This is a genomic window from Streptomyces mashuensis (genome assembly GCF_014654785.1).
GTDB classification, from domain to species: Bacteria; Actinomycetota; Actinomycetes; order Streptomycetales; family Streptomycetaceae; genus Streptomyces; species Streptomyces mashuensis.
Map to the genome: position 1 here is coordinate 57,629 of NZ_BNBD01000021.1, position 23,391 is coordinate 81,019.

The following is a 23,391-nucleotide window of genomic DNA, read 5'->3' on the forward strand; positions in this document are numbered from 1 at the left end:
CTGTCAGCCCGGGGGCAGGTTCGGCATGATCTTCATGATGGCGTTGTGCTTCTTCCAGTGGATGCCGGTCGACCGCCGGGAGTCGGCCGTGCCGTCCTTGTGATGTCCCGGCTGCCGGTACGTGCGTCCCTTGTTGCCCTGGTGCATGCCCTTGACGTGGCCCGGGGTGTCGGGCTTCACGTCCGGCCTGCCGACCCTGATCGTGCCCATCGCGTTCCTCCTCACCTCTAGGGATCCCGTTCCGTCAGCCCGCCGAAGAACCGTTCGACCGCGGGCCACACCCGGTCGCCGCCGGACAGCCCCCGCCACTCCCGCCGGACGAGCGCCACCACGCGGAAGCAGTCGTCGACCGGGACGATCCAGTGGTGGCGCAGGCCACGGGCGGTGTTGACGAGCAACGCCTCCACGTCGTGCTCCAGCGTGGCCAGCCGCGGTACGCCCGCCACCGCCTCCCGCCAGGCCACCGGGTCCGCCTCCCACCGGACGGCGCCCGCGGGACCGGGGTAATGGGCGGTCACCTTCTCCTGGCCCTGCCCCTGCCCCTCCTCCCGGCCGGTGACGAAGAAGGCCAGCCCGACCGGGACGCCCAGGGCGCGGGTGGCGACGGCCGGCAGCCGCACGCGCCGCCGCGGCACCAGCCGGTAGGCGCCGCCGCCCGCGGCCCTGTCGGCGAAGAGCAGCGCACAGGCCCGGCACGCGCACAGCAGCTCCTGCCGGGCGGTGTCCAGCAGGTGCCGGTGCTCCCCGTCGAGGACGGCCCGGCACAGTTCGCAGCGGTCCGCGGCCTCCTCCGCCCGCCGCCCGGCGGCGTCGCGCACGAGGCGGGCCAGCGCCCCGGCGGTCACGCCGGCTCCCCGGGGCCGACGGCGGCCGGGCGGCGCGTCACGACGTCGAGGGGCACGAACGCGGGCGGCGGCGGCCCCTCGGGGACGCGTTCTGCGCCGGCGAGTTCGGGGGCCGCCGCGAGCACCGCCTCCCGTACGGCCTCCTCGACGCCCGCCGCCGCCGAGCCGCAGCCCTTGACCGTCAGCCGGTAGCGCGCCACGCCCCCCTCGACCCCGGCGAGCTCCAGCTCCCCGCCGCGCTCGCGCACGGCCGGGCGCAGCGCCTCGACGGCGCGGGCCACCCGCCGGTCCACCGGGTCGGGATGGATGCCGTGGAGCACCAGCAGGTGCCCGACGAGGTCGTCGCCGGCGAGGCTCTCCACCAGCGGCGGCCCGGCCCGGTCCAGGACGCGGGCCAGCGCCTCGCCGTACAGCTCGGTGAGGACCCGTACGGCCTCCAGGGCCGCCCGCGCCGTGGGCCCGGGTGCCGCCTCGACCTGTCCCAGCAGCTCGTCGGCGCGGGTCAGGCACCGGGCGATCGCGGCGTCGTCGAGCCGGCGGGCGTCAGCCATGGCTCGCCCCGAAGGTGGGGGAGTGCGTGGCGACCAGCGTGTTCCCCTTGCCGAGGTACATGTGGACGCCGCAGGGCAGGCAGGGGTCGAAGCTGCGGACGGTGCGCATGATGTCGACGCCCTTGAAGTCGTCGGGCCCGTTCTCCTCGAAAATGGGCTGGCCCTGCACGGCGTCCTCGTACGGGCCGGGCGTGCCGAAGCTGTCGCGGGGGCTGGCGTTCCACGGTGTGGGCGGGTACGGGTGGTAGTTGGCGATCTTCCGGTCCTTGATCACCAGGTGGTGCGAGAGGACGCCGCGCACCGCCTCGTGGAAGCCGCAGCCGATGGCCTCGTCGGGCACGTCGAAGTCCTCGAAGACCCTGACGTCGCCGCCACGCACCAGCCGCTGCGCCCGTTCCAGGAAGGAGAACGCCATGGCGGCGGCGTAGGCGACGAAGTAGGGGCGGGCCCGGTCGCGTTCGATGGTGTTGCTCCACCGGGGGATCCGCCACTCCAGGGTGGTCTCCGGCAGCTTCTCGCTCTTCGGCAGGGTGATCCGCACGCTGTGGCCGGTGGCCTTGACGTAGTCGGTGTCGACCAGCCCGTTGAGCGCGGTGGACCAGAGCCGGGCGAGCGGGCCGCCGCCGGTGTCGAGCGCCAGGTGCTCGCCGGAGGTCCGGTCGTACCAGCGGGGGCTCATCACCCAGCTGTAGTTGCCGTCGAAGTCGCGCTTCTGCGGCGCGGGGACGGTGGTCTGGTTCCACGGGTGCCGCATGTCGACCGGGTTGCCGAGGGGGTCGTGCGTGACGAACGGCTGCTCGGCGGCCCAGTCCTCGTAGAAGGAGCTGCCCAGCAGGATGCGCATGCCGAGGTTGATGTCGACGAGGCTGTTGGTGCGCAGCTCGCCGTCCACGACGACGCCCGGGGTCACGAACATCGCGCGGCCCCACTCGTCCATCGTCTCGTAGCGGTAGTCGCAGACGTCCGAGTTCTGCCAGGCGCCCCAGCAGCCGAGCAGGATGCGGCGCCGGCCGACCTCCTCGTAGCCGGGCAGCGCCTCGTAGAAGAAGTCGAAGACGTCGTCGTTCATGGCCACGGCCTGCTTGACGAAGTCCAGGACCTTCAGCAGCCGGGACAGGTAGTCGGTGAAGACGGTCGGCTCCGGCATCGTGCCCACGCCGCCCGGGTAGAGCGTCGAGGGGTGCACGTGCCGGCCCTCCATGAGGCAGAACATCTCGCGGGTCACCCGGCTGACCTTGAGCGCCTGCTTGTACACCTCGCCCTCGAAGGGGTTGAACGCCCGCATGACGTCCGCGATGGTGCGGTAGCCGTGCAGCGCCGCGTGCGGCGCCCCGGTCCGCTCGGCGCGGGCCAGCAGACCGGGGTTGGTGGCCTTGACCATCGCCTCGCAGAAGTCGACGAAGACCAGGTTGTCCTGGAAGATCGTGTGGTCGAACATGTACTCGGCGGCCTCGCCGAGGTTGACGATGTGCTCGGCGAGCGGCGGCGGCTTCACCCCGTAGGCCATCTGCTGGGCGTAGTTGGAGCAGGTGGTGTGGTTGTCCCCGCAGATGCCGCAGATGCGCGAGGTGATGAAGCCGGCGTCGCGCGGGTCCTTGCCCTTCATGAACACCGAGTAGCCGCGGAAGAGGGACGAGGTGCTGCGGCACTCGACCACTTCCCGGTTCGCGAAGTCGATCTTCGTGTAGATGCCGAGATTGCCGATGATCCGTGTGATCGGGTCCCAGGACATGTCCACGATCTGCGCCGGCTTGCGCTCCGCGGGCCGGGCCCGGTCATCGGTCGCCGTCATGTCGGTCTCACCTCGTTCTCTCGCCGGCGCTCAGGGGCGCCAGTACGGGTCGTAGCCGCTGGTCAGCTCCGGCCGGTTGTGGTGCCACTTGGGTTCCTGGTTGACGGCGATGTTGGTGATGCCGCGCAGCCGCCGGATCACCGCGCCGTAGGGCTTGACGAGCAGCGACGAGATCGCGGCGCCCGCGGGCTCGTCCATGAACGGCATGAACGCGTCGGGGAAGCCCGGCATGGTGCAGCCGATGCAGATGCCGCCCACGTTGGGGCAGCCGCCGATGCCGCCCATCCAGCCCCGCTTCGGCACGTTGCAGTTGACCACCGGCCCCCAGCAGCCCACCTTCACCTGGCACTTGGGGGAGTTGTAGTCCTTGGCGAAGTCGGCCTGCTCGTAGTAGGCGGCCCGGTCGCAGCCCTCGTGCACGGTCTTCCCGAAGAGCCACTGCGGGCGCAGCATGTGGTCCAGCGGCGGGGGCGGGGCCGAGCCGGCGGCGTGGTACAGCACCCACACCAGCGTCTCCATGAAGTTCTCCGGCTGCACCGGGCAGCCGGGCACGTTGACCACCGGCAGCGCGCCCTGCGACTTGAAGTCCCAGCCCAGGTAGTCCGACAGACCCATGCAGCCGGTGGGGTTGCCCGCCATGGCGTGGATGCCGCCGTACGCGGCGCAGGTGCCCACGGCGACCACCGCCCACGCCTTGGGCGCGAGGTGGTCGATCCACCAGTTGAGGGTCTGCGGCTCCCCGGTGTCGGGGTCGTTGCCGAACGACGTCCAGTAGCCGTCGCCCTCGATGACGTTCTGGTTGGGCACGGAACCCTCGATGACCAGGATGAACGGCGTCAGCTCGCCCCGGGCCGCGGCCCGGTAGGGCGCGAGGAAGTCCTCGCCGCCCTGGCTGGGCGACAGCACCTTGTTGTGCAGGTGGACCGTGGGCATCCCGGGGACCAGGCCCATGACGAGGTCCTCGATCGAGGGCTGGCCCGCGGCCGTCACCGAGACGGTGTCGCCGTCGCAGCTCATGCCCTCCGAGATCCAGAGGATGTGGACCTCGTCGAAACCCTCCCGCCGTTCGGCCCGCGAGGGCTCCCGGCCGGCGTCGGTGGTGCCGCTCTGGGTGCTCATGTCCTCGGCCTCCGTTGCAGTCGGTCCCGGATCCGGTCGTAGGCCGCCGCCAGGGGCGCGGCGAGCGTGAGGGCGGGCGGTTCCTCGGGGGCGTGCGGGTGCGGCCGGGTGGGCGCGACCCGCTTGGCCTCGTCCAGGAGCCGGCCGAGCTCGTCCAGGTCCTCCAGCGCCGCGTGCTTGGACAGCTCCCGCACGACCAGCTCGGCGACGCCCCGCCGCTGCTCGTCGGAGTACGCGGCGTGGTAGTCGCGGAACAGCTGCTCCACCATGCGGTGGTCATGCTTCAGCAACTCGAGGGCGTCCATCGCACCGTTCCTGGTCGGGTCGGGGGCCGGGGCCCAGCGGCCGGAGCTCGTGGGGGCGGAAGTGGTGGAAGCGGCCGTACCAGCCGTGGAGTGCGGCCGCGGGGTCGTCGTCGACCGTGACGGCCACGTGCACGCTGCCGTCCACGTCGTGCAGGACGGCCGCCACCCGGGCGGACCGGCCGGCGAGGAACATGTCCTGCGCGTCGGCGCCGCGCCCGCTCGGGCACAGCAGGACCCTGCTGCCCCTGCCCACCGTCACGCCGTCGACCAGGACGGTGTCCGTGGCCGGGCAGAGCCCGTCGTCGCCGCCCTCCTCCCACCACGCCGGCCCGCTGCCCCGGGACGGCTGGTACGGCTCGGACGGCCGTGCGGGGCGCAGGGAGCGGATGGCGCCGTGCAGACGGCCCAGGACCTCCGGGGGCAGGGCCTCGACGCGGTCGAGGATGCCCGCGGCGCGCGCGTCGGTGGCCCGCGCCTCCCGCTTCTCCTCGTCGGTCAGCAGCAGCGTGCGCAGGGTCAGGATCTCGTCGATCTCCGCCGCGTCGTGCAGGTCGCCCGGGCTCTCCGGCGCCACCCGCGGATGGTCGGGCAGGATCACCGGCGCCGACAGCACGGCGGTACGGGTGCCCGGCGCGCCGGCCAGGACGGGGAACGTGTGCACGTTGCGGCAGTCGCGGGCGAGTGCCTCGGCCTCCGCCGGCGGGTCGGTGAGGGACAGGAACTCCAGCCCGTCGCCGCCCAGGAAGGTGTGGGTGGCGATCAGCGCGTGCCGCAGCGCCTCGGTGCGCGGGGCGCCCGGGCCGGGCACGGTGCCGGTGTTCTCCGTACGGACGCGGAGGCGGTACAGCCCGGGGTGCGCCGGCAGCTGCTCGGCGCGTACGGCCGTGACCGCGTCGGCGCGGTACCGGGTCCGTACGACGCGTCCCCGGCCGCCCGCGAGCACCTCGGTGTCCTCGCCGGCGGGAACGCCGACGGGACGGCGCACCTCCTCCCGCAGCAGGCCGGCCAGCGGGAGTTCCAGGTCCGTCTCGTGCGGGACGGCCTCGTCGAACGTGAGGTGCACGGCGCCGTCCGCCTCCAGGGAGACCACCGGCCGGTACCGGCCCTCCGCGTCCCGTTCCTCGGCCTGCTTCCGCTGGAGTTGCAGGTGGCGCACCCTCAGCCGCACGACGGCGGTGGGCGCCGCCCGCACCAGGCACTCCGTCTGCTGGTACCAGGTGTCGACCGCCCCCGACACGCCGGCGTGCCGGACGGGCCCGTCGGCCTCGGCCCAGGGCCGCGGCGTGAGCACCCCGAACTGCCAGCGCACCCGGTTCTTCGGCGACGACCGCCGGTAGGGGTAGAGCAGGTAGCCCTCGTAGAGGACGGCGTCGGCCACGGCGCGCAGGGCGGCGAAGGGATCGCCGGCCCCGCCGGTGTCGCGGTCGCCGGTCATGCCGCCTCCTCCCACGGCCGCAGCGGCCGGTACGGCACCACGGTCACCCCGCCCGCCCCCGCCCGCCTCCCGGGCGCGGCAGGGGGGTGACGGGGCGGGGGCGGTTCAGCGGTCGCGGTCGAGGAGGACGTAGGCGATGCCGGTCGTCACGGCGTACACCAGGTGGTGCCACGCGTCGGCGGCCACCTCCGGGGGCCGCCAGCGGGTCACCGGAGGCGCCACGCCGAGCGCCGGCAGGGTGACGAGCTCGCCGCCCCACACCAGGCCCAGGTGCACCGCCGTCGCCGCGACCGGGCGCAGGCCGAGGCCGGCCAGCACGCCGCGTACCGCGCCCCAGCCGGTGCCGTACCCGTAGTGGACGGCCCGGGAGAAGCGGGCCGCGCCGGCCTCGTCCACCGGCTCCACGCCGAGCACTTTCCCCGCCGCGTCGGCGGGTGCGCTGCCGGCCTCGCGGCCCCGCAGCCGCATTTCCACCGTGCTGCTCACCGTCATGGCCAGGGTGCCGGCCAGGCCGGCCGCCAGCCCCACACCCGCATCGGCCGCCAGCCGCCCCGGACGCACCATGGGATCACCTCGTTCCTCGGTTCTCCCGGGCCTTGTGCCCGGTGCGCGGCGGAGATGTGCCACGGCGGCACGGGAAAGCCACCGATGGACGCACGGTCACACGGCGCGCGGGCTGAGCCGGGCGAAGCCCTCCTGGCGCTCGTACGGGAAGTACGGGTACGGGGCCGTCCTGGCGCTGGCCGCGTCGAGCCGTGCCACCTGCTCGGGGGTGAGGCTCCAGCCGACCGCCCCGAGGTTCTGCCGCAGCTGGGCCTCGTCGCGGGCGCCGATGATGACGGAGGAGACGGTCGGGCGGCGCAGCAGCCAGTTGAGGGCGATCTGCGGGATGGTGCGGCCGGTCTCCTCGGCGATGGCGTCGAGGGCGTCGACGACGCGGAAGAGGTGCTCGTCCTCGACGGGCGGGCCGTAGTCGGCCGTGTCGTGCAGGCGGCTGCGCTCCGGCAGCGGCCGGCCGCGGCGGATCTTCCCCGTGAGGCGGCCCCAGCCCAGCGGGCTCCAGACGACGGCGCCGACGCCCTGGTCGATGCCGAGCGGCATGAGCTCCCACTCGTAGTCGCGGCCGACGAGCGAGTAGTAGACCTGGTGGGCCACGTAGCGGGGGTGGCCGTGGCGGTCGGCGGCGGCGAGGGACTTCATCAGCTGCCAGCCGGAGAAGTTGGAGACGCCGGTGTAGCGGATCTTGCCCGCCCGGACGAGGTCGTCGAGGGTGGACAGCACTTCTTCGACGGGCGTCGCGGCGTCGAAGGCGTGCAGCTGGAAGAGGTCGATGCGGTCGGTGCCGAGGCGGCGCAGCGCGTCCTCGACCGAGCGGATCAGGCGGGAGCGCGACGTGCCGGCGTCCCAGGGGCCGTCGCCCATGGGCAGGCCGGCCTTGGTGGAGATCAGCACCTCGTCGCGGCGCCCCTTGAGGGCGGCGCCGAGGATCTCCTCGGACGCCCCCGCCGAGTAGACGTCGGCGGTGTCGAACATGGTGACGCCGGCCTCCAGGCAGATGTCCACGAGCCGGCGGGCCGCGGAGGTGTCCGTGTCGCCCCAGGCGCCGAAGAGCTCGCCGCGCCCGCCGAAGGTGCCGGCGCCGAAGCTCAGGGCGGGCACGGTGAGCCCGGACGCGCCCAGCTTCCTGTATTCCATGACGTTCCCCTCCACGTTGCATCATCCGCATCATCGCCTAACGGGTCTGTGGTCCCGTTAGGATGGGATCAACGTAGCAGAGACGGCCGACTAATGGAACAGGAGTCCCTTTATGGCTGCCGACAGTGGGGAGCCGGGCACCCTCCGCCCCGGTGGACGCACCGCCCGCGTACGGGCCGCGGTCCTGCAGGCCGCCGGCGACGTCCTCGCCGAAGGGGGCCTCGCGGCCCTCGACCTCGCCGACGTCGCCCGCCGCGCGGAGGTCGGCAGGACCACCGTCTACCGGCGCTGGGGCACCCCCGCCGGCCTCGTCGCCGACCTGCTGGCCGACATGGCCGAGCAGTCGCTCCCGCGCACCGAGACCGGCACGCTCCTCGGCGACCTGGAGGCCAACGCCCGGCTGGTCCAGCGGACCCTGGCCGACCCGCGGCAGGGCCCGCTCTTCAAGGCCGTGCTCGCCGCCGCGGCCTTCGACCCCCGCACGGCCGCCGCGCTGCACCGCTTCTACGAGATCCGCGTCGGCGAATGGGCGCCCTGCGTCGAGCAGGCCGTCGAGCGGGGCGAACTGCCCCCCGGCACCGACGCCCGCGAGGTGGTCCGCGCCGTCTCCGCGCCCCTCTACTACCGCCTGCTCACCACCGGCCTGCCGCTCGACCGGGCGAGCGCGGACCGCGCCGCCCGCTCCGCCGCGGCGGCCGCGCGGGCCGGGGCCTTCGTGACGCCGGAGTCGTGATGCGCGGTGACGCCGGGTGAGCCGCGTCTCACCCGGCCGGTCACCCTTGCCTATGAAACGAGTTGCATAGAGGATCCAGGGCATGGCGCTCGAGCACGCGATCCTCGTCTCCCTGCTGGAGAAGCCGGGCTCCGGCTATGAGCTGGCCCGCCGCTTCGAACGGTCCATCGGCTACTTCTGGACCGCCACCCACCAGCAGATCTACCGCGTCCTCAAGCGGATGGTGAGCGACGGCTGGATCGACGTCCGCGAGGTCGCCCAGCAGGGCCGGCCGGACAAGAAGGAGTACTCCGTCGCCGCGCCCGGCCGGGAGGTCCTCTCCCGGTGGCTGCACGAGCCGGTCGAGCCGGAGAGCATCCGGCACGACCTCGCCGTGAAGATCCGCGGCGCGGCCTTCGACGACCCGGCCGCACTCATCCGCGAGGTCGAACGGCACCACCGGGTGCACGCCGACCGGCTCGCCCACTACCTCGCGGGCGAGCAGCGCGACTTCACCGGGCCCGGCGCCGCCGGGACGCTCGACGCCGGGCAGGAGCTCCAGCACGTCGTGCTGCGCGGTGGCATCGCCTACGAGCGCATGACGCTCGCCTGGCTCGACGACGTCCTCGCCACGCTCCGCCGGATCGCTGCCGGGCGCAGCACGCCGCACCAGTAGTCCCTCGTCCAGTCTTTCGTCCCACCCCCGAGTCCACCCGAGCCGGAAAGGCGACCGTCCATGGCCGACCAGCTGCTGTTCAACCCGCGCACCTACGACCCGGCGCACTTCGACCCCGAGACCCGCCGGCTGCTGCGCGCCACCGTCGACTGGTTCGAGGAGCGCGGCAAGCGCAGGCTGATCGAGGACTACCGCTCCCGCGCCTGGCTCGCGGACTTCCTGGCGTTCTCCGCCAAGGAGGGCCTGTTCGCGACGTTCCTGACCCCCGCCGCGGCCGCCGGGGACAGCACGGACAAGCGCTGGGACACCGCCCGTATCGCCGCCCTCAACGAGATCTTCGGCTTCTACGGCCTCGACTACTGGTACGCCTGGCAGGTCACCATCCTCGGCCTCGGCCCCGTCTGGCAGAGCGACAACGCCGACGCGCGCGCCCGCGCCGCCGAACTGCTGGAGCAGGGCGAGGTGTTCGCCTTCGGCCTGTCGGAGAAGACTCACGGCGCCGACATCTACTCCACCGACATGCTGCTGGAGCCCGACGGCGAGGGCGGCTTCCGCGCCACCGGCTCCAAGTACTACATAGGCAACGGCAACGCCGCCGGCCTCGTCTCCGTCTTCGGCCGCCGCACCGACGTCGAGGGGCCCGACGGGTACGTCTTCTTCGCCGCCGACAGCCGCCACGAGGCGTACCACCTGGTGAAGAACGTCGTCGACTCCTCGAAGTACGTCAGCGAGTTCCGCCTGGAGAACTACCCCGTCCGGGCCGAGGACGTCCTCCACACCGGGCAGGCCGCCTTCGACGCCGCCCTGAACACCGTCAACGTCGGCAAGTTCAATCTCTGCACCGCCTCGATCGGCATCTGCGAGCACGCGATGTACGAGGCCGTCACCCACGCCCACAACCGCATCCTCTACGGCCGCCCCGTCACCGCCTTCCCGCACGTGCGCCGCGAGCTCACCGACGCCTACGTCCGCCTCGTCGGCATGAAGCTGTTCAGCGACCGCGCCGTCGACTACTTCCGCTCCGCCGGCCCCGACGACCGCCGCTACCTGCTCTTCAACCCCATGACGAAGATGAAGGTGACCACCGAGGGCGAGAAGGTCATCGACCTCATGTGGGACGTCATCGCGGCCAAGGGCTTCGAGAAGGACACCTACTTCGCGCAGGCCGCGAGCGAGATCCGTGGCCTGCCCAAGCTGGAGGGCACGGTCCACGTCAACCTCGCCCTGATCCTCAAGTTCATGGGCAACCACCTGCTGAACCCGGCCGAGTACGCGCCCGTCCCCACCCGTCTCGACGCCGCCGACGACGCCTTCCTCTTCCGGCAGGGCCCGGCCCGCGGCCTCGGCGCCATCCGCTTCCACGACTGGCGCACCGCGTACGACGCGTACGCCCACGTGCCCAACGTGGCCCGGTTCCGGGAGCAGGCCGACGCGCTGTGCACGTTCGTCACCACCGCCGCGCCCGGCAAGGAGCAGAGCCGCGACCTGGACCTGCTCCTCGCCGTCGGCCAGCTGTTCGCGCTCGTCGTGCACGGCCAGCTGATCCTGGAGCAGGCGGGCCTGACCGGCCTGGACGAGGACGTCCTCGACGAGCTGTTCGCGGTGCTCGTCCGCGACTTCTCCGCGCACGCCGTCGAACTGCACGGCAAGGACTCCGCCACCGAGGACCAGCAGCGCTGGGCCCTGGGCGCGGTCCGCCGCCCCGTCGTCGACGAGGCCCGCTCGGCCCGCGTCTGGCAGCGCGTGGAGGCGCTGTCCGGCACGTACGAGATGGCGCCGTGACGCGGTAACGGTCCACCGTTTCCCCGGGTGAACGCCGCGTGGGCCCGCTTCTCTCGGGCCCACGCGGCGTTCGCCGGCTCAGCCCAGCCTGGCCGTCACGTACGCCTCGACGGCGTCCCGCTGGTAGGCGGCCAGGCCCGGCGCGACGGCCTCGTAGGCGGCGCGCCACGGCTCGTTGCCGACGCAGGAGCGGCCGATCGCGCGGAACTCCTCCAGGGAGGCGGGACGCACCCGCCTCAGTGCCCGGTACTGGGCGTCGATCTCCGCCTGGACGGGCACGGCGTCCGCGGGCGTGCCCGCGGCCATCAGCTCCGCCAGCCGGATCATCTGCGCGGTCCGTGCGCGGTGCCCCTCCTCGATCCGGGCCTCGCTGCTGCCCGCCGTGTGCCGCTCGACGTCGGCGGCCAGCCCGGGGAAGTCCCGCAGGCTCGCCAGGTACGTCTCGGGCCGGACCCCGTCGAAGAGGTTCTCCGGCCGGTTGATGCTCGTCATGGGTGTGCCGTCCTTCCGTGACCGTTCCAGGCCGGCGATCGTGCGGGAGACGGTGCCGGCCAGGGCGTCCAGCCGGTCGCGCTCGGCGAGCAGCCGGCGGTGGTGCCCGCGCAGGGCCTCCACCTCGTCCACCTGCTCGTCCAGGACGCGCCGGATGTCCGGCAGCCCCAGGCCCAGGGCCCGCAGCACCAGGATCTGCTGCAACCGCAACAGCTCCCGCCCCCCGTAGTGGCGGCGCCCGTTGGCGCCGACACGGGCCGGTGGCAGCAGGCCGGTCTCGTCGTAGCGCCGCAACGTCCGGGCCGTCACGCCCGACATCCGCGCCACCTCCGCGATCGGCCACTCCATGGCCGTCCCCCTCACATCCGCCCCTGGTCGGGCCGGTCTCTCCGGCCCTGGCGGGAACAGTAGGAGTTGCCGCTACGGCAGCTTCAACCCCCGTCCGCCACGGATTTTGCCGGACGGTCACCCAACGGCCCGCCGCCGCGCCGTACCGTCGTCGCGTCCCTCGACCACGATCGCGGGCGTCCCGGTGGTGCCGTGTCCGGCCCCTGCCGGACGCGCCGCCGGGAGGCATGCCATGAACGACCTGGACACCGTCGACGTACGCTCCGTCAGGTGTACGTCGTGCCGGGCGGCGTGGAGCACGCCGTCCGCCACGGCAGCCGCGGCACCCTCGTGATCGTCGAGCAGCTGCCCAACTGATCGTTTCACAATGCAGCTCGGAGTCGTCGGCAGAGCGGCAGCCCTCATCGGCTGCTGCCGCCTCACAACAGTTCCGGGGTGCTTCCTGTCACGTCGTCACCTCCCCCCACTGATGCCGGTCCTGGCGACCCCACGCCCGGACCGGCCAGATGTGGCCGGTCCGTGACCTGGTGCGTTGACCAGCGCGAACGCGAGTATGCGGATCACGTCGCCCCCGCGAGCAGGAAACCCATGAGCGTTCGCGGCCGGGGCGAGGCCGACCCAGGAAAGTGGGAGCTCAGTGAAGATCCGTTTCCCTTCGGGACCGAGCGGGCCCGGAACATCCGGTCAGGGCAACAGCGCGATCAGACGCCGCGGCATACCGCGGCCGGCGGCCTTCGCCATCACCGCTGCCGTGGCGATGACGACGGCCGTGCCGGCGCAGGCACAGCCGGCTGCCGACCACGCCGACACCCAGGCAGTGCTCAACAGTTACCAAGCCGCGGCCGGGCCGGGTGCGGCCGTCCACGCCGGCAACCGCGCCGGCTCGTGGGATCTGCACAGCGGGACCGCGGACACCGGGGCCAACCGGGCCATCGGGCCCAACGACCAGTTCCGCATCGCCAGCCAGACCAAGACGTTCACCGCGGTCGTGGTTCTGCAACTGGTCGACGAGGGCAAGGTCGAACTGGACGCCCCGATCGAGCGGTACCTGCCCGGCGTGGTCGACGGCAACGGCTACGACGGCACCAAGATCTCGGTGCGGCAGCTCCTGCAGCACACCAGCGGCATCCCGGCGTACGAGCCGACGAACGATGGTGCCAACCCGGACGGCTCCTACGCGCTCGATGCGCTGGTGCGGCGAGCACTGAAGCACCCCCCGGCCTCCGAGCCCGGTGCCACCACCGGGCTGTACTCCAACGCCAACTACATGATCCTCGGCCTGCTCATCGAGAGGATCACCGGCGTCCCGACGGGCCAGGCGATCACGGAGCGGATCATCCAGCCGCTCGGCCTGACCCGGACGGCCTACCCCCGCCCCGGCGACAAGAAGCTCGACGACCCGTATCTGCCCGGCTATCTCGGCGGCCGGTGGGGCCCGTTCTTCTTCTGGACCAATGCGACCTTCACCGTGGAGCCGTCCAAGTTCGCCACGTCCGGAGCCATGAACTCGACCGAGGAGAACCTGACCACGTTCGAGCAGGCACTGGCCGACGGCAAGCTCGTGTCACCGGCGACGATGGCCCAGATGCGCACGACCGTGCCCATGCGCGGCTGGCCCGCCAACCTGCGTTACGGTCTCGGGCTGATACGGCTCGACCTGTCCTGCGGCGGGCAGGCATGGGGCCACCTCGGAGACTTTCTGACCGGTCACACGTCCGGGACCTTCGCCACCGACGACGGCCGGCACGCGGCGATGGTGACCAACGCCTACGTCAACGCCGAAGGGAAGACGACCCGTATCCAGGTGATCGACTCCGCGCTGTGCGGCACGCCGGTGAGCTGATCCCCTGAAGAGTGCCGGGTCGGTGGCCACGCCGCCGGCCCGGCCCGGCCGTCTGCGTTGCCCGGGACGGTCTTCAGGGCGCTGCCCGCACCGCGTACCCCGCGAGCGACGGTTCGACGAGGTCGAACGCGCGCTCCGCCTCCTCCGCCACGACGGCGGCGATGGCCGCGTTGTCCTTCCCGGCCAGCGTGAGGTCCTGGATGCGCTGGAACAGGACGCGGTGTACCGCGGCGAGGACGGCGGCCGCCGTGCGGGGTGTGATGTCGCCGGGGGTGGCACCGGTCGCCTCGGCGAGGGCGGTGGCCAGGGCCTCCTCGCGCCGGTCGTGCAGGCCCCGCAGGCAGACGGTGAGCGTCGGGCTGTCGGCGATCATCCGCGTGAACGGGGCGCCGGCGAACCCCGCGACGGCGTCCTGTGCCTCGACCGCGGCGAGGAACGCGCGGCGCAGGGCCGCGACGGCGGACTCGCCGGGCTCGCGCGCGGCGACGGCGCGGGCGAGGCCCGCGACGAACTCCTCCTGGTGGTCGAGGGCCAGGTCCTCCTTGCGTGCGAAGTAGTTGGTCACCGTCTTCTTCGCCACGCGCGCGGCATCGGCGATCTCGGCGATGGTGGTCCGCTCGAAGCCCTGCTCCATGAACAGCCGGGTCGCGTGGTCGGAGATCAGCCGGCGGGTCTCGCGCTTCTTGGCCTCGCGCAGGCCGCCCGACGGGGTGCCGGCGCCGCTGGGGTCGTTGCTCATGACGGAATCTTACGCCGGACGCAAGAATCTGTTGACCGGATTGATGCGATCAGCGTAAAGTTACCTCCGTCGTAAAAATCCTTGACCACGGAGGACACTTGCCGAACGCCGCCGCCCCCGCCGAAGCCTTCGACGCCGCCGCCGAGTTCGACCGCCAGGTCCGCACCCTCGTCGACCTGGGCTACGCCGGGCTGTCCGGCCGCACCCCCGAGGACTTCCGGGCCGCGCTCGCCCCGCTGCGCGACCAGGCCGTCGCGGCGGTCGCGGAGGGCCGGGCCGCGCCCGACACCGCCGCCGGCCGCATCCCGTTCGTCCTCGTCCTCACCCGTGCCGTCGCGCCGGTGGAGGAGACCATGCCGCGCACCACGCTGCACGGCGGGCGCCTCCCCGGTTTCGTCGACCGCTCCTTCGAGCCCGGCTCCCTCGAACGGTTCGTCGCCGTGAAGGAGGCCGCCGAACCCGCCCCGGACGCCTATCTGCTGCTCGACACCGAACGCGGCGAGGAGTTCTGCGGAGCGGTGCCGCGCGAGGCCATGGAGGTCATCGCCGGGCGGGACCGCACCCTGCTCACCATCGAGGAGGGCATCGCCCTCGTCACCCACTTCCCCCAGGTCCTCGTCAAGAACAAGTGCTTCTCGCTGGGCGGTTCACGGTGCGGCGACCGCCGGGTGCCGGCGATCTGGATCAGCAAGAAGGCACCGAAGCTCGGCTGGTGCTGGGAGGGCAACCCGCACACGTGGCTCGGCATGGCCTCCGCCGGCGCCCGCCGCGCCGCGGCCTGAAGCAGCCCGGCGGGCCGTTCAGTCCAAGCGGACGGCGAGGGCGGCGATGTCGTCGTCGAGCCCCTGGCAGCTGTGGCGGAGGAGGTCGCGGTGCAGGGCGTCCAGCAGGTCGCGCGGCCGCCTCGGCCGCTGCTGCTGCATCCACTCCGCGAGCGGGAAGAACGTGCCGTCCCGGTCGCGGGCCTCGGTGACGCCGTCGGTGTAGAGCAGCAGGTGGTCGCCGGGGGAGTACGGGAAGGTGTCGACGCTGTACTGCGCGCCGATCAGGTCCGCCAGGTTCAGGAGCGGTGACGGCGCCGAGGGCTCCAGCGGCCGGAGCCCGTCCCGGCCGAGGAGGAGCGGCGGGGGGTGCCCGCAGTTGAGGACTGCGATGCGGCCCTCCTCGCGGGCGTCCCCGTGCGGTATTTCGACGAGGAGGGCCGTGATGAAGCGTTCCATCAGGTCCTCGGGAGGGAACGCCGCGATGTACCGGGTGCTGCTGGCCTCCAGGCGGCGCGCGATGCCCGCCAGGTCGGGCTCGTCGTAGGCCGCCTCCCGGAAGGAGTTGACCACCGAGGCCGCCGACCCCACGGCGGGCAGCCCCTTGCCGCGGACGTCACCGATGAGCAGCCGGACGCCGCGCCGCGCCTCGACGACCTCGTAGAAGTCGCCGCCGATGCGGGCCTCCGCCGCGGCCGCCACGTACAGGGACTCGATCTCCAGGTCGCCGCAGCGGCGCGGCATCGGGCTGAGGACCACCTGCTGCGCGGCGTCGGCGACGAGCCGCACCTGGAAGAGGGTGCGTTCCCGCTGGAGCCGGACGTGGCTGCCGTACGCGGCCGCCACGGTGACCGCGACGATGCCCGCCGCCGTGTAGCCGGTGCCCAGGTCGGGGAAGACGACGCCCAGGCCGATCATGAGGAAGAGGCAGACCGTGCCCAGCAGCACGGTGGGCAGCACCGGCCACATGGAGGCGGCGAGGGCCGGCGCCGCCGGGAGGAGCCGGCTGAAGGCCATGTCCGGCGGCGTGGCGTACGCCAGGCTCGCGATGACAATGGTGAGGATCACCGGCGACAGCGGGGTCAGCGGCCACCGGCCGTGGCGACGACGACGGAGCCGCAGCCGTCCGGGCTCGATCACATTCCATATTGTGACCTGGGAGCCGACCCCCGCATCTCGTGGTGGGCCGGACGGGCCTCACCCCCGGCGGCCGGCCGCCTTGGCGCGCGTGTGGGCCCAGCTCGTGAGCGCGGCACCGGCCGCGGTGAGCGCGACGTGGGCGAGCAGCACCCCCAGGAAGCCGCCGGGCACCCACCCGAGCAGGCCCCGGTCGTCGTGGTGCACGAGGAGCCGGATGAGGCCCTGGCAGAAGATCACGGCGACGGCGGCGCCGAGGATCTGCAGGACGTCGAACTTCATGGCTTTCTCCCCCTTGAGGACGGGCAGGACGTGACGGATTGACGTTACGAACGTATCAGCCGTTCGGCGCGAAATCCCCAATCAGCAGGCTCTGGCGAGGAGTTACGTCACACTGTTTTCGCGGCTATGGTGAGAGGCGTGCGTGACGAAAAGCGAACCGGGTGCGCGATGTGCAGCATCCCTCTGCCGCCCGCCGGCCGCGGCCGGCCCGCGGTGTACTGCTCCCGCAGCTGCCAGGCGCGGGCGTACCGCCGGCGCAGGGACCGGCTCCCGGAGCCCGGGGCCCCGGTGCCGCCGCCGGTCGCGCCGGAGACCGGCACCCGGCAGCGGCAGCGGCGCCGCATCGCCGAGGCGGTGTGGCGCATCGCCGCCGAGGAGGGGCTGGACGCGGCCAGCATGCGCCGGATCGCGGCGGTGGCCGGGGTGTCGTTGCGCGTGGTGCAATACCACTTCGGCGACAAGCACACCCTCTTCGTCGACGCGCTGCACATGCTGCACGAGGAGAACGAGCGGCTGGCCAGGACGCGTGCACCCGCCGGGCCGGTGGACCCGCGGGACGTGCTGTGGCTACTGCTCGACACGTTCCTGCCCGGCGACGAGCAAAGGGCCATGGCGCTGCGGGTGTTCGCCGCGTACTACGCGCGCAGCCTGACCGACCCGTCGCTGGCCGCGGTGTTCCTGGCCGCCGAGCAGCCCCTGGAACGGCTCGCCGCCGGCCTCATCGAGGAGGGCGGGGCCGCAGGGAGCACCGCACCGCACCTGGACCCGGCACGCGAGGCCGACCTGCTGGTCGCCGGCGCCACCTCACTGGGCATCGACGTCCTGCACCGCCGCCGGTCCCTGGCGGACGCACGGGCCGTGCTCGACTACCACCTCGACCGCATCTTCCCGCCCGCCGCGCTCTAACCGCCGGCCGAGGGCACCCGCGGGCTCACCGTCATGAGGATGTCGTGCGCCGCCCAGAGCACGAACCGTTCGACGGGCACCACCTCGTGCCCCGGCACGGGCCGGAAGCGGAAGCGTTTGAGCAGGACGGCCAGGACGAGTTCGGCCTCCACCATGGCCAGGGCCGCGCCCTCGCAGCTGCGCGGCCCGATCCCGAAGGGGATGTGCGCCAGCCTGGGCCGCTCGGCCGTCTCCTCCGGCGTGAACCGCTCCGGCCGGAACCTCTCCGGCTCGGGCCAGTGGTCGGGGTTCCTGTGGACGGCCCAGATCGGATAGAAGACCGTGGCGCCGGCGGGCACCATGTACGGGCCGAGGGGCAGCGGCTCGGTGGTCTCGCGCGCGCCGTACGGGCCGGGCGGGTACAGTCGCATCGCCTCCTTGAGGACCATCTCCAGGTACGGGAGCCGCCGCAGGTCCGCGTAGTCGGGTGCCGTGCGGTCGCCCAGCACCCGGTCGAGCTCCTCGCCGACGCGCGCCGCCACGTCCGGGTGGCGGGCCAGCAGGTGCAGCGTCCACGACACGGCCACACCGGTCGTGTGATGGGCGGCCAGCATCGTCATCATCACGGTGTCGCGGATGCGCGCCGGCCGCTCCCCGGCGTCGACGAGCGCCCCGATCAGGTCGCTGCGCTCCGTGCGCGCCCCGGACCGGTGCGCCGCCACCACCTGGTCGACCACCTCCCGTAAGGAGGCGAGGGCCTCCCCGGCCCGCCGGGCCCGCTCCTGCTCCGTGCCGGAGGCGGGCACGCCGTAGAGCCGGCCGAGGGAGTCGGTGAGCACGTCCTCGAACGCGGCAGTCACGCGGTCCGGGTCGGCGGCCGCCCCGCCCAGCGCATACGCGCAGATCATCCGCAGCGACAGCGCGGTGAGGTCCTTCTGCAACGCGACGGGGCCGTGCCCGGCCCGCTCCGCCCACGCGTCGGCCAGCTCGCCGGCCAGGGCGGTGAAGCGGGCGAAGTGGCGCTCGTGGGAGGGCCGGCCGGCCAGCACCTCCAGCAGCAGGCGCCGCAGCGGGGCGTGCTCCTCCGCCGGCAGCACCTGGAGGTTGCCCGCCTCGAACAGCGGCTCCAGGAACGCGAACGGCCCCTCCGGCCGCCGGTCGAGGTGCGCCGTCGCCTCCAGCAGCACCGGGTCGGCGACCGACACGGCCGTCTCCGCGCCGGGCAGCTGGAACCGTACGACGGGCCCGTACTCGGCGTGCAGCCGCAGCTGGTAGTGGTGCAGCCCGCCGGCCGCGGCGACCGCGCCGGCACCGCCGTCCTCCCGGGGCTCCGGACCGGGGATGTCCATGGACGCTCGCTCCTCCCGTGTGACGGCCGGGGCGGCCCCTGACGGCTGCCGGCGGCCGTTGCGCACTGCGCACGGCACCACCGTCCCCCGTGCACCCGGGTGACGTCACCACCCCGTACGGCGGCTCGTGAGCGCGACGAGCGCCAGGTCGTCGTCGATGCGGCCCCCGGTGTGCCGGTCCACGTCGTCGAGGAGCACGTCGAGGAGGTCGTCCGGGCCGGCGACCTCGCGGCCCCGCAGCGCCGCGGCCGGGTCGTAGAAGGCCCCGGTCCTGTCCTTGGCCTCGCTCAGGCCGTCGGTGAACAGCAGGAGCGTCGCCCCGGGCGGGAACGGCACCGTGCCCGTCACCTCCCGGCCCGCCTCCGGGCCCAGCCCGCCCAGGCACAGCGGCAGGGCGAACTCCGGCGGCTCCACGGCGCGCACCCCGCCGCCCCGCTCCAGCAGCAGCGGCGCCGGATGGCCGCGGTTGACCAGCCGCAGCTCCGTGCCCGCGGGCGGGACCTCGGCCAGGACCGCGGTGACGAACCCCTCGGTCCGCTCCGGGCCCGTACGGCGCGCCGCCTCCCGCAGCAGCGCCCGTTCCAGCCGGGCCGCGATCCCGTCGAGCGTGGGCTCCTCCTCGGCCGCCTCCCGGAACACGCCCAGCGCCACGTCCACCACCTTCACCGCCCCCACGCCCTTGCCCCGCACGTCGCCCACCAGGCAGCGCACCCCGAACGGCGTGTCCTGCACGCCGTACAGGTCGCCGCCGATCTGCGCCTCCCGGGCGGCCGACCGGTAGCGCACGGCGACGCGCAGCGGACCGACGACGGGCGGCGGCTGCGGCAGGACGGCGCGCTGCACGGCCAGGGCGACCTCCCGGGCGGACTGGAGGCGCACGTCGCGGTAGTGCATGAGCCGGTTCACGACGACGGCGAACGCGGAGACGGTCGCCACCGTCGCCAGCTCGCTCAGCCCGCCGGATTCCCCGATGAAACCGAAATGCGTGAGCACCAGGGAATCCGCCGCACAGGCGCCGATACCGGCGAGCACGGTGGCGCGCAGCGAGAGCAGTGCCGCCGACGCCATGGGGGCGGCCGTGTACAAGGCCTCGGCGCTGAAATGCGGGGGAGTGAGGAGGTCGAGAAGGACGCCGCCGGCCAGCAGGAGAACGGGCAGCAGCTGGAGGCGCCGCACCAGCAGGCGCAGCACGGCGGTGCGCCCCGCGCCCGGTGCCTCCACGTGCCGCTCCCGCCGCTCGCGATCCGTCGTACCGTCCACCACCAGCATCGTCGGGCCGGAACCGGGCTGCCAGCCGTGCACCCGGAATGGGAACGCGTGTTCCCATTCGCCGGTTCCGGCGGCTCCGCGCGAGCGACTCCCGAAAGTCGTCGGGGAAGCCGCCGACGACGGCCGGACGCGGAGCGCCCTCCGGTAGCTTGCACGGTACAAGCAGATTGCATCCCGCTCTCCACCACCCCGTAACCGGGCGGGAATTGCTCCGGCGAACGGCTGAGGAAAACCACCATGTCACGGTCACAAAGCCTTGCCGCGCTGTTCGGGAACCAGGTGCGCCGCACCCCCGGCAGGACGGCGCTCGTCCACGGTGAAAAAACCCTTACGTACCGCGAGTTGTCCCACGCGGCGCACCGCGTGGCCGCCCGGCTCGCCGAGCTCGGCGTGGGCCGCGGGACGCTCGTCGGCATGGCGTTCCCCCGCTCGGCGGACGCGGTGGTCTGCATGCTGGGCATCACGCTCGCCGGCGGCGCGTACCTCCCGGTCAACCCGGCCTTCCCCGCCGACCGCATCCGGACCGTCCTCGGCGACTCCCGCGCCCCGCTGCTGGTGTCCGCCGCCGCGGCCGCCGGCGCCGTCGCCCCGGCCCTGCCCGACGGCGTCGCCCACCACACGTTCGAGGAGCTCACGGCCGACGGCGCCGGCGACCCCGGGGCCGTCACCGGCGCCCCCGGGGCCGGCCTCCCGGACGACGCGCTCGCCTACGTGATGTACACCTCCGGCAGCACCGGCCGCCCCAAGGGCGTCATGGTCGAACACCGGGGCGTCGTCCGGCTCGTCAAGGACACCGACTACTTCTCCTTCTCACCCGACGAGCGGTTCCTGCTCACCGGTGCCCTGGAGTTCGACGCGTCCACCTTCGAGATCTGGGGCGCGCTCCTGAACGGGGCGGTCCTCCATGTCGTCGACCAGGAGACGCTCGTCGTCCCCGCCCGCCTCAAGCAGGCCCTCCGCCGCGCCGGTACCACCGTCCTCTGGCTGACCTCACCGCTGTTCAACCAGCTCGTCGACGAGGACACCGACCTGTTCGCCGGGCTCCGCACCCTCCTCGTCGGCGGCGACGCGCTCTCCTGCGGCCACGTCAACCGCGTCCGCGCCGCCCATCCCGGCCTGCGCGTCCTCAACTGCTACGGGCCCACCGAGAACACCACGTTCACCACCACCTTCGCCGTGGACCGCCCGTACGACACGGCCGTGCCCATCGGCCGCCCCATCACCGGCACCACCGCCCTCGTCCTCGACCCGGAGCTGCGGCCCGTCGCCCCCGGCCAGATCGGCGAACTGTTCACCGGCGGCCTCGGCCTCGCCCGCGGCTACCTGCACAACCCCGAGGCCACCGCTCAGCGGTTCGTCACCCTCGACGGCGAGCGCTACTACCGCACCGGCGACCTCGTCAGCGCCGACGCCGACGGCGTGCTGTCCTTCCACGGCCGCACCGACGACCAGGTCAAGATCCGCGGCCACCGCGTCGAGGTCAAGGAAGTCACCGGCGTCCTCCTCGACCTGCCCGGCGTACGCGACGCCCACACCGTCGTCACCGGCGCCCCCGACGGCAAGCGCCTGCTGTCCTACGCCGTCCTCGACGAGGGCCACGACGCGGACGGCACCTTACGCGAGCTGCGGCGCCGCCTCCCCGGCTACATGTGCCCCGAGCACCTCGTCGCCCTGCCGAAGCTCCCCCTCAACGCCAACGGCAAGGTCGACACCGCCCGCCTGCCACGCCCCGCCGCCCCCACCGGCACCGCCCCGGCCGGGCAGCGCACCCCCGCCGAGGACGAACTGGCCGGCCTGTGGGCCGGCGTCCTCCACCTCGACGCCGCCACCATCGGCCCCGACAGCGACTTCTTCGCCCTCGGCGGCACCTCCATCACCGCCGGCGCCCTCATCGGCCGCATCGCCCGCACCACGGGCCGCGCCCTCGGCTTCCAGGAACTCTTCGCCGCCCGCACCCTGCGCCGCATGGCCGAGGCCACCGCCGCAGCCGGCACCGCCGACGTCGAGCCCCTCCCCGCCACCGCCGCCCCCGGCCCCGTACCGCTCCACCCCCAGCAGCGCGGGCTCTACGCCCTGTGGCAGACCGACCCCGCCTCCCTCGCCTACAACATCCCCGCCCGCCTCGACGTCGGCGGCCGGCTCGAACCCGGACGGCTCCGCACCGCCCTCCAGCTGCTCGCCGAACGGCACGACGCCCTGCGCACCCGTTTCGCCGCCCGGGCCCACGAGGGCACGGAACCCGAGGTGCTCCAGATCGTCGAGGACCGCACCGAGATCCCCCTCGACGTCGTCCCGCACACCGAGGTCCCCACCGACGAGGAGGCCGTCGCCCGCTTCGTCCGCCCCTTCGACCTGGAGAAGGGCCCCCTGTTCCGCGCCCTGCTCGTCCCCGGCGACGACGGCCACGACCACCGCCTCTACCTCGACGTCCACCACATCGTCTTCGACGGCGTCTCGCTCTCCGTCCTCGTCGGCGAACTCTTCGACCTCTACGCCGGCGTCACCCCGCCCCCGCCCCCCACCACCTACGCCGCGGCCGCCCAGTGGACCGCCCGGCAGGCCGCCGAGGGCCGGTTCGCCGCGGACGAGCAGTACTGGCGGAAGAAGTTCCGCGACGTGCCGCCGCCCCTCGACCTGCTCACCGACCACCCCCGCCCCGCCATCCGCAGCACCCTCGGCGACGTGGTGCGCCGCGAGCTCGGCGCCGCCCGCCGGCAGGCCGTCGAGGACTGCGCCGCCCGGCACGCGGTGACCGCCTTCTCCGTCCTCCTCGTCGCCTACGCGACCGTGCTGGCCCGCCTCACCGGCCGCCGCGACCTCGTCATCGGCTGCCCCATGAGCGGCCGCACCCACCCCGACCTGGACCGCGTCGTGGGCATGTTCGTCACCACCGCGCCCCTCCGGCTGCGGATCGACGACGACACCACCCTCGGCGAGCTGCTCGCCCGGGCCGGCGAGGAGCACCGCGCGGCCCTCGCCCATCAGGGCCACCCCTTCGAACGGCTCGCCCGGGACGTCGTCCCCCACCGCGACCTGAGCCGCAACGCCCTGTTCGACGTGTTCTTCGCCCTGCAGAACATCGACTTCTACACGTTCCGCAAGCACGGCCGGCGCATCACCGTCACGCTGCCGCACCCCGGTACCTGCCGGTTCGACCTCAACCTCCAGATGTACCAGCGCCCCGAGGGCACCGTCGCCGAACTCGAGTACTCCACGGCCCTGTTCACCCGCACATCGGCCGACCACCTCCTGGACCAGGTCGTGTCCGCCCTCGACGAGGTGCTCCACGCCCCGCACACCCCCGTCCTCGCCCCGGTGCCGGCCCCCGCCCGCCGCAGCACCGCGCCCGCCGCCGACTTCGCCTTCTAGGAAGC

The 23,391-nt window shown here is 73.4% G+C and carries 22 protein-coding genes; 7 read left to right on the forward strand and 15 right to left on the reverse strand.

Annotation, left to right across the window (positions count from 1 at the left end; genetic code table 11):
* Positions 1–3 precede the first annotated feature (3 nt).
* From IE305_RS30345 to IE305_RS30385, 9 genes are all read right to left on the reverse strand, one after another.
* Positions 4–210: a hypothetical protein gene (locus IE305_RS30345; protein ID WP_190133030.1), complete on the reverse strand. Its 207-nt coding sequence runs from the start codon at positions 208–210 to the stop codon at positions 4–6.
* A gap of 17 nt (positions 211–227) precedes the next feature.
* On the reverse strand, positions 228–845 hold the full coding sequence (locus tag IE305_RS30350) for a DUF5947 family protein (protein WP_190133031.1): 618 nt from the start codon (positions 843–845) through the stop codon (positions 228–230).
* Positions 842–1,396, reverse strand: coding sequence for a NifU-related iron-sulfur-binding protein (locus tag IE305_RS30355; protein ID WP_190133032.1), 555 nt, complete (start codon positions 1,394–1,396; stop codon positions 842–844). Before IE305_RS30355 ends, IE305_RS30350 begins: the two co-directional genes overlap by 4 nt.
* Positions 1,389–3,188, reverse strand: coding sequence for a nickel-dependent hydrogenase large subunit (locus tag IE305_RS30360; RefSeq protein ID WP_190133033.1), 1,800 nt, complete (start codon positions 3,186–3,188; stop codon positions 1,389–1,391). The genes IE305_RS30355 and IE305_RS30360 overlap by 8 nt, the downstream gene beginning before the upstream one ends.
* A 30-nt stretch (positions 3,189–3,218) precedes the next feature.
* Entirely contained in the window at positions 3,219–4,307 is a 1,089-nt protein-coding gene (locus IE305_RS30365; protein ID WP_190133034.1) for an NADH-quinone oxidoreductase subunit B family protein, read from the reverse strand.
* The gene (locus IE305_RS30370) at positions 4,304–4,612 is read right to left on the reverse strand and encodes a hypothetical protein (protein WP_190133035.1); all 309 of its coding nucleotides are present in this window, start codon (positions 4,610–4,612) and stop codon (positions 4,304–4,306) included. Before IE305_RS30370 ends, IE305_RS30365 begins: the two co-directional genes overlap by 4 nt.
* Entirely contained in the window at positions 4,584–6,047 is a 1,464-nt protein-coding gene (locus IE305_RS30375) for a hypothetical protein (RefSeq protein ID WP_190133036.1), read from the reverse strand. Before IE305_RS30375 ends, IE305_RS30370 begins: the two co-directional genes overlap by 29 nt.
* A gap of 105 nt (positions 6,048–6,152) precedes the next feature.
* Positions 6,153–6,611: a hypothetical protein gene (locus IE305_RS30380; RefSeq protein ID WP_190133037.1), complete on the reverse strand. Its 459-nt coding sequence runs from the start codon at positions 6,609–6,611 to the stop codon at positions 6,153–6,155.
* Between the two features lie 96 nt (positions 6,612–6,707).
* On the reverse strand, positions 6,708–7,742 hold the full coding sequence (locus tag IE305_RS30385; protein WP_190133038.1) for an aldo/keto reductase: 1,035 nt from the start codon (positions 7,740–7,742) through the stop codon (positions 6,708–6,710).
* A 112-nt stretch (positions 7,743–7,854) separates the two neighbouring features.
* Between IE305_RS30385 and IE305_RS30390 the strand changes: the two genes are divergently transcribed.
* The 3 genes from IE305_RS30390 to IE305_RS30400 all read left to right on the forward strand — a co-directional run bounded on the left by IE305_RS30390 (position 7,855) and on the right by IE305_RS30400 (position 10,912).
* Positions 7,855–8,475 carry a TetR/AcrR family transcriptional regulator gene (locus IE305_RS30390; RefSeq protein ID WP_190133039.1) on the forward strand — a complete coding sequence of 207 codons (621 nt, stop codon included), beginning with the start codon at positions 7,855–7,857 and terminating at the stop codon, positions 8,473–8,475.
* A gap of 82 nt (positions 8,476–8,557) precedes the next feature.
* Entirely contained in the window at positions 8,558–9,130 is a 573-nt protein-coding gene (locus IE305_RS30395; protein WP_190133040.1) for a PadR family transcriptional regulator, read from the forward strand.
* Positions 9,131–9,190: 60 nt separating this feature from the next.
* A complete protein-coding gene (locus IE305_RS30400) occupies positions 9,191–10,912 on the forward strand; it encodes an acyl-CoA dehydrogenase family protein (protein WP_190133041.1) in 1,722 nt (573 codons plus the stop codon).
* Between the two features lie 78 nt (positions 10,913–10,990).
* Here IE305_RS30400 and IE305_RS30405 read toward each other — a convergent pair whose 3' ends face one another.
* Complete coding sequence (locus IE305_RS30405; RefSeq protein WP_190133042.1) at positions 10,991–11,752, reverse strand: MerR family transcriptional regulator; 762 nt, start codon at positions 11,750–11,752, stop codon at positions 10,991–10,993.
* Between the two features lie 757 nt (positions 11,753–12,509).
* On the opposite strand from IE305_RS30405, the gene IE305_RS30410 reads away from it, so the two are divergent.
* Complete coding sequence (locus IE305_RS30410) at positions 12,510–13,595, forward strand: serine hydrolase domain-containing protein (RefSeq protein WP_190133064.1); 1,086 nt, start codon at positions 12,510–12,512, stop codon at positions 13,593–13,595.
* Positions 13,596–13,668: 73 nt separating this feature from the next.
* Here the strand turns inward: IE305_RS30410 and IE305_RS30415 are convergent, their stop codons facing one another.
* Positions 13,669–14,334: a TetR/AcrR family transcriptional regulator gene (locus tag IE305_RS30415; protein ID WP_190133043.1), complete on the reverse strand. Its 666-nt coding sequence runs from the start codon at positions 14,332–14,334 to the stop codon at positions 13,669–13,671.
* Between the two features lie 98 nt (positions 14,335–14,432).
* Here IE305_RS30415 and IE305_RS30420 point away from each other — a divergent pair, with 98 nt between their 5' ends.
* Positions 14,433–15,116, forward strand: a complete 684-nt coding sequence (locus tag IE305_RS30420; RefSeq protein ID WP_190133044.1) for a DUF5701 family protein — start codon at positions 14,433–14,435, stop codon at positions 15,114–15,116.
* A gap of 18 nt (positions 15,117–15,134) precedes the next feature.
* Here the strand turns inward: IE305_RS30420 and IE305_RS30425 are convergent, their stop codons facing one another.
* Positions 15,135–16,235, reverse strand: a complete 1,101-nt coding sequence (locus IE305_RS30425; RefSeq protein ID WP_373311784.1) for a PP2C family protein-serine/threonine phosphatase — start codon at positions 16,233–16,235, stop codon at positions 15,135–15,137.
* Positions 16,236–16,292: 57 nt separating this feature from the next.
* Positions 16,293–16,514: a hypothetical protein gene (locus IE305_RS30430; RefSeq protein ID WP_190133045.1), complete on the reverse strand. Its 222-nt coding sequence runs from the start codon at positions 16,512–16,514 to the stop codon at positions 16,293–16,295.
* 168 nt (positions 16,515–16,682) lie between these two features.
* On the opposite strand from IE305_RS30430, the gene IE305_RS30435 reads away from it, so the two are divergent.
* On the forward strand, positions 16,683–17,420 hold the full coding sequence (locus IE305_RS30435) for a TetR/AcrR family transcriptional regulator (protein WP_190133046.1): 738 nt from the start codon (positions 16,683–16,685) through the stop codon (positions 17,418–17,420).
* Here IE305_RS30435 and IE305_RS30440 read toward each other — a convergent pair.
* Positions 17,417–18,748, reverse strand: coding sequence for a cytochrome P450 (locus tag IE305_RS30440; RefSeq protein WP_190133047.1), 1,332 nt, complete (start codon positions 18,746–18,748; stop codon positions 17,417–17,419). The genes IE305_RS30435 and IE305_RS30440 overlap by 4 nt on opposite strands.
* A gap of 105 nt (positions 18,749–18,853) precedes the next feature.
* Entirely contained in the window at positions 18,854–20,050 is a 1,197-nt protein-coding gene (locus IE305_RS30445) for a PP2C family protein-serine/threonine phosphatase (RefSeq protein ID WP_229891728.1), read from the reverse strand.
* 204 nt (positions 20,051–20,254) lie between these two features.
* Between IE305_RS30445 and IE305_RS33615 the strand changes: the two genes are divergently transcribed.
* Positions 20,255–23,386, forward strand: a complete 3,132-nt coding sequence (locus IE305_RS33615; protein ID WP_190133048.1) for a non-ribosomal peptide synthetase — start codon at positions 20,255–20,257, stop codon at positions 23,384–23,386.
* Positions 23,387–23,391 lie beyond the last annotated feature (5 nt).

Coding starts and splice junctions, on each gene's coding strand:
- IE305_RS30345 (WP_190133030.1), bottom strand. CDS start 210: ATGGGCACGATCAGGGTCGGCAGGCCGGACGTGAAGCCCGACACCCCG.
- IE305_RS30355 (WP_190133032.1), bottom strand. CDS start 1,396: ATGGCTGACGCCCGCCGGCTCGACGACGCCGCGATCGCCCGGTGCCTG.
- IE305_RS30360 (WP_190133033.1), bottom strand. CDS start 3,188: ATGACGGCGACCGATGACCGGGCCCGGCCCGCGGAGCGCAAGCCGGCG.
- IE305_RS30365 (WP_190133034.1), bottom strand. CDS start 4,307: ATGAGCACCCAGAGCGGCACCACCGACGCCGGCCGGGAGCCCTCGCGG.
- IE305_RS30370 (WP_190133035.1), bottom strand. CDS start 4,612: ATGGACGCCCTCGAGTTGCTGAAGCATGACCACCGCATGGTGGAGCAG.
- IE305_RS30375 (WP_190133036.1), bottom strand. CDS start 6,047: ATGACCGGCGACCGCGACACCGGCGGGGCCGGCGATCCCTTCGCCGCC.
- IE305_RS30380 (WP_190133037.1), bottom strand. CDS start 6,611: ATGGTGCGTCCGGGGCGGCTGGCGGCCGATGCGGGTGTGGGGCTGGCG.
- IE305_RS30385 (WP_190133038.1), bottom strand. CDS start 7,742: ATGGAATACAGGAAGCTGGGCGCGTCCGGGCTCACCGTGCCCGCCCTG.
- IE305_RS30390 (WP_190133039.1), top strand. CDS start 7,855: ATGGCTGCCGACAGTGGGGAGCCGGGCACCCTCCGCCCCGGTGGACGC.
- IE305_RS30395 (WP_190133040.1), top strand. CDS start 8,558: ATGGCGCTCGAGCACGCGATCCTCGTCTCCCTGCTGGAGAAGCCGGGC.
- IE305_RS30400 (WP_190133041.1), top strand. CDS start 9,191: ATGGCCGACCAGCTGCTGTTCAACCCGCGCACCTACGACCCGGCGCAC.
- IE305_RS30405 (WP_190133042.1), bottom strand. CDS start 11,752: ATGGAGTGGCCGATCGCGGAGGTGGCGCGGATGTCGGGCGTGACGGCC.
- IE305_RS30410 (WP_190133064.1), top strand. CDS start 12,510: ATGACGACGGCCGTGCCGGCGCAGGCACAGCCGGCTGCCGACCACGCC.
- IE305_RS30415 (WP_190133043.1), bottom strand. CDS start 14,334: ATGAGCAACGACCCCAGCGGCGCCGGCACCCCGTCGGGCGGCCTGCGC.
- IE305_RS30430 (WP_190133045.1), bottom strand. CDS start 16,514: ATGAAGTTCGACGTCCTGCAGATCCTCGGCGCCGCCGTCGCCGTGATC.
- IE305_RS30435 (WP_190133046.1), top strand. CDS start 16,683: ATGTGCAGCATCCCTCTGCCGCCCGCCGGCCGCGGCCGGCCCGCGGTG.
- IE305_RS30440 (WP_190133047.1), bottom strand. CDS start 18,748: ATGGACATCCCCGGTCCGGAGCCCCGGGAGGACGGCGGTGCCGGCGCG.
- IE305_RS33615 (WP_190133048.1), top strand. CDS start 20,255: ATGTCACGGTCACAAAGCCTTGCCGCGCTGTTCGGGAACCAGGTGCGC.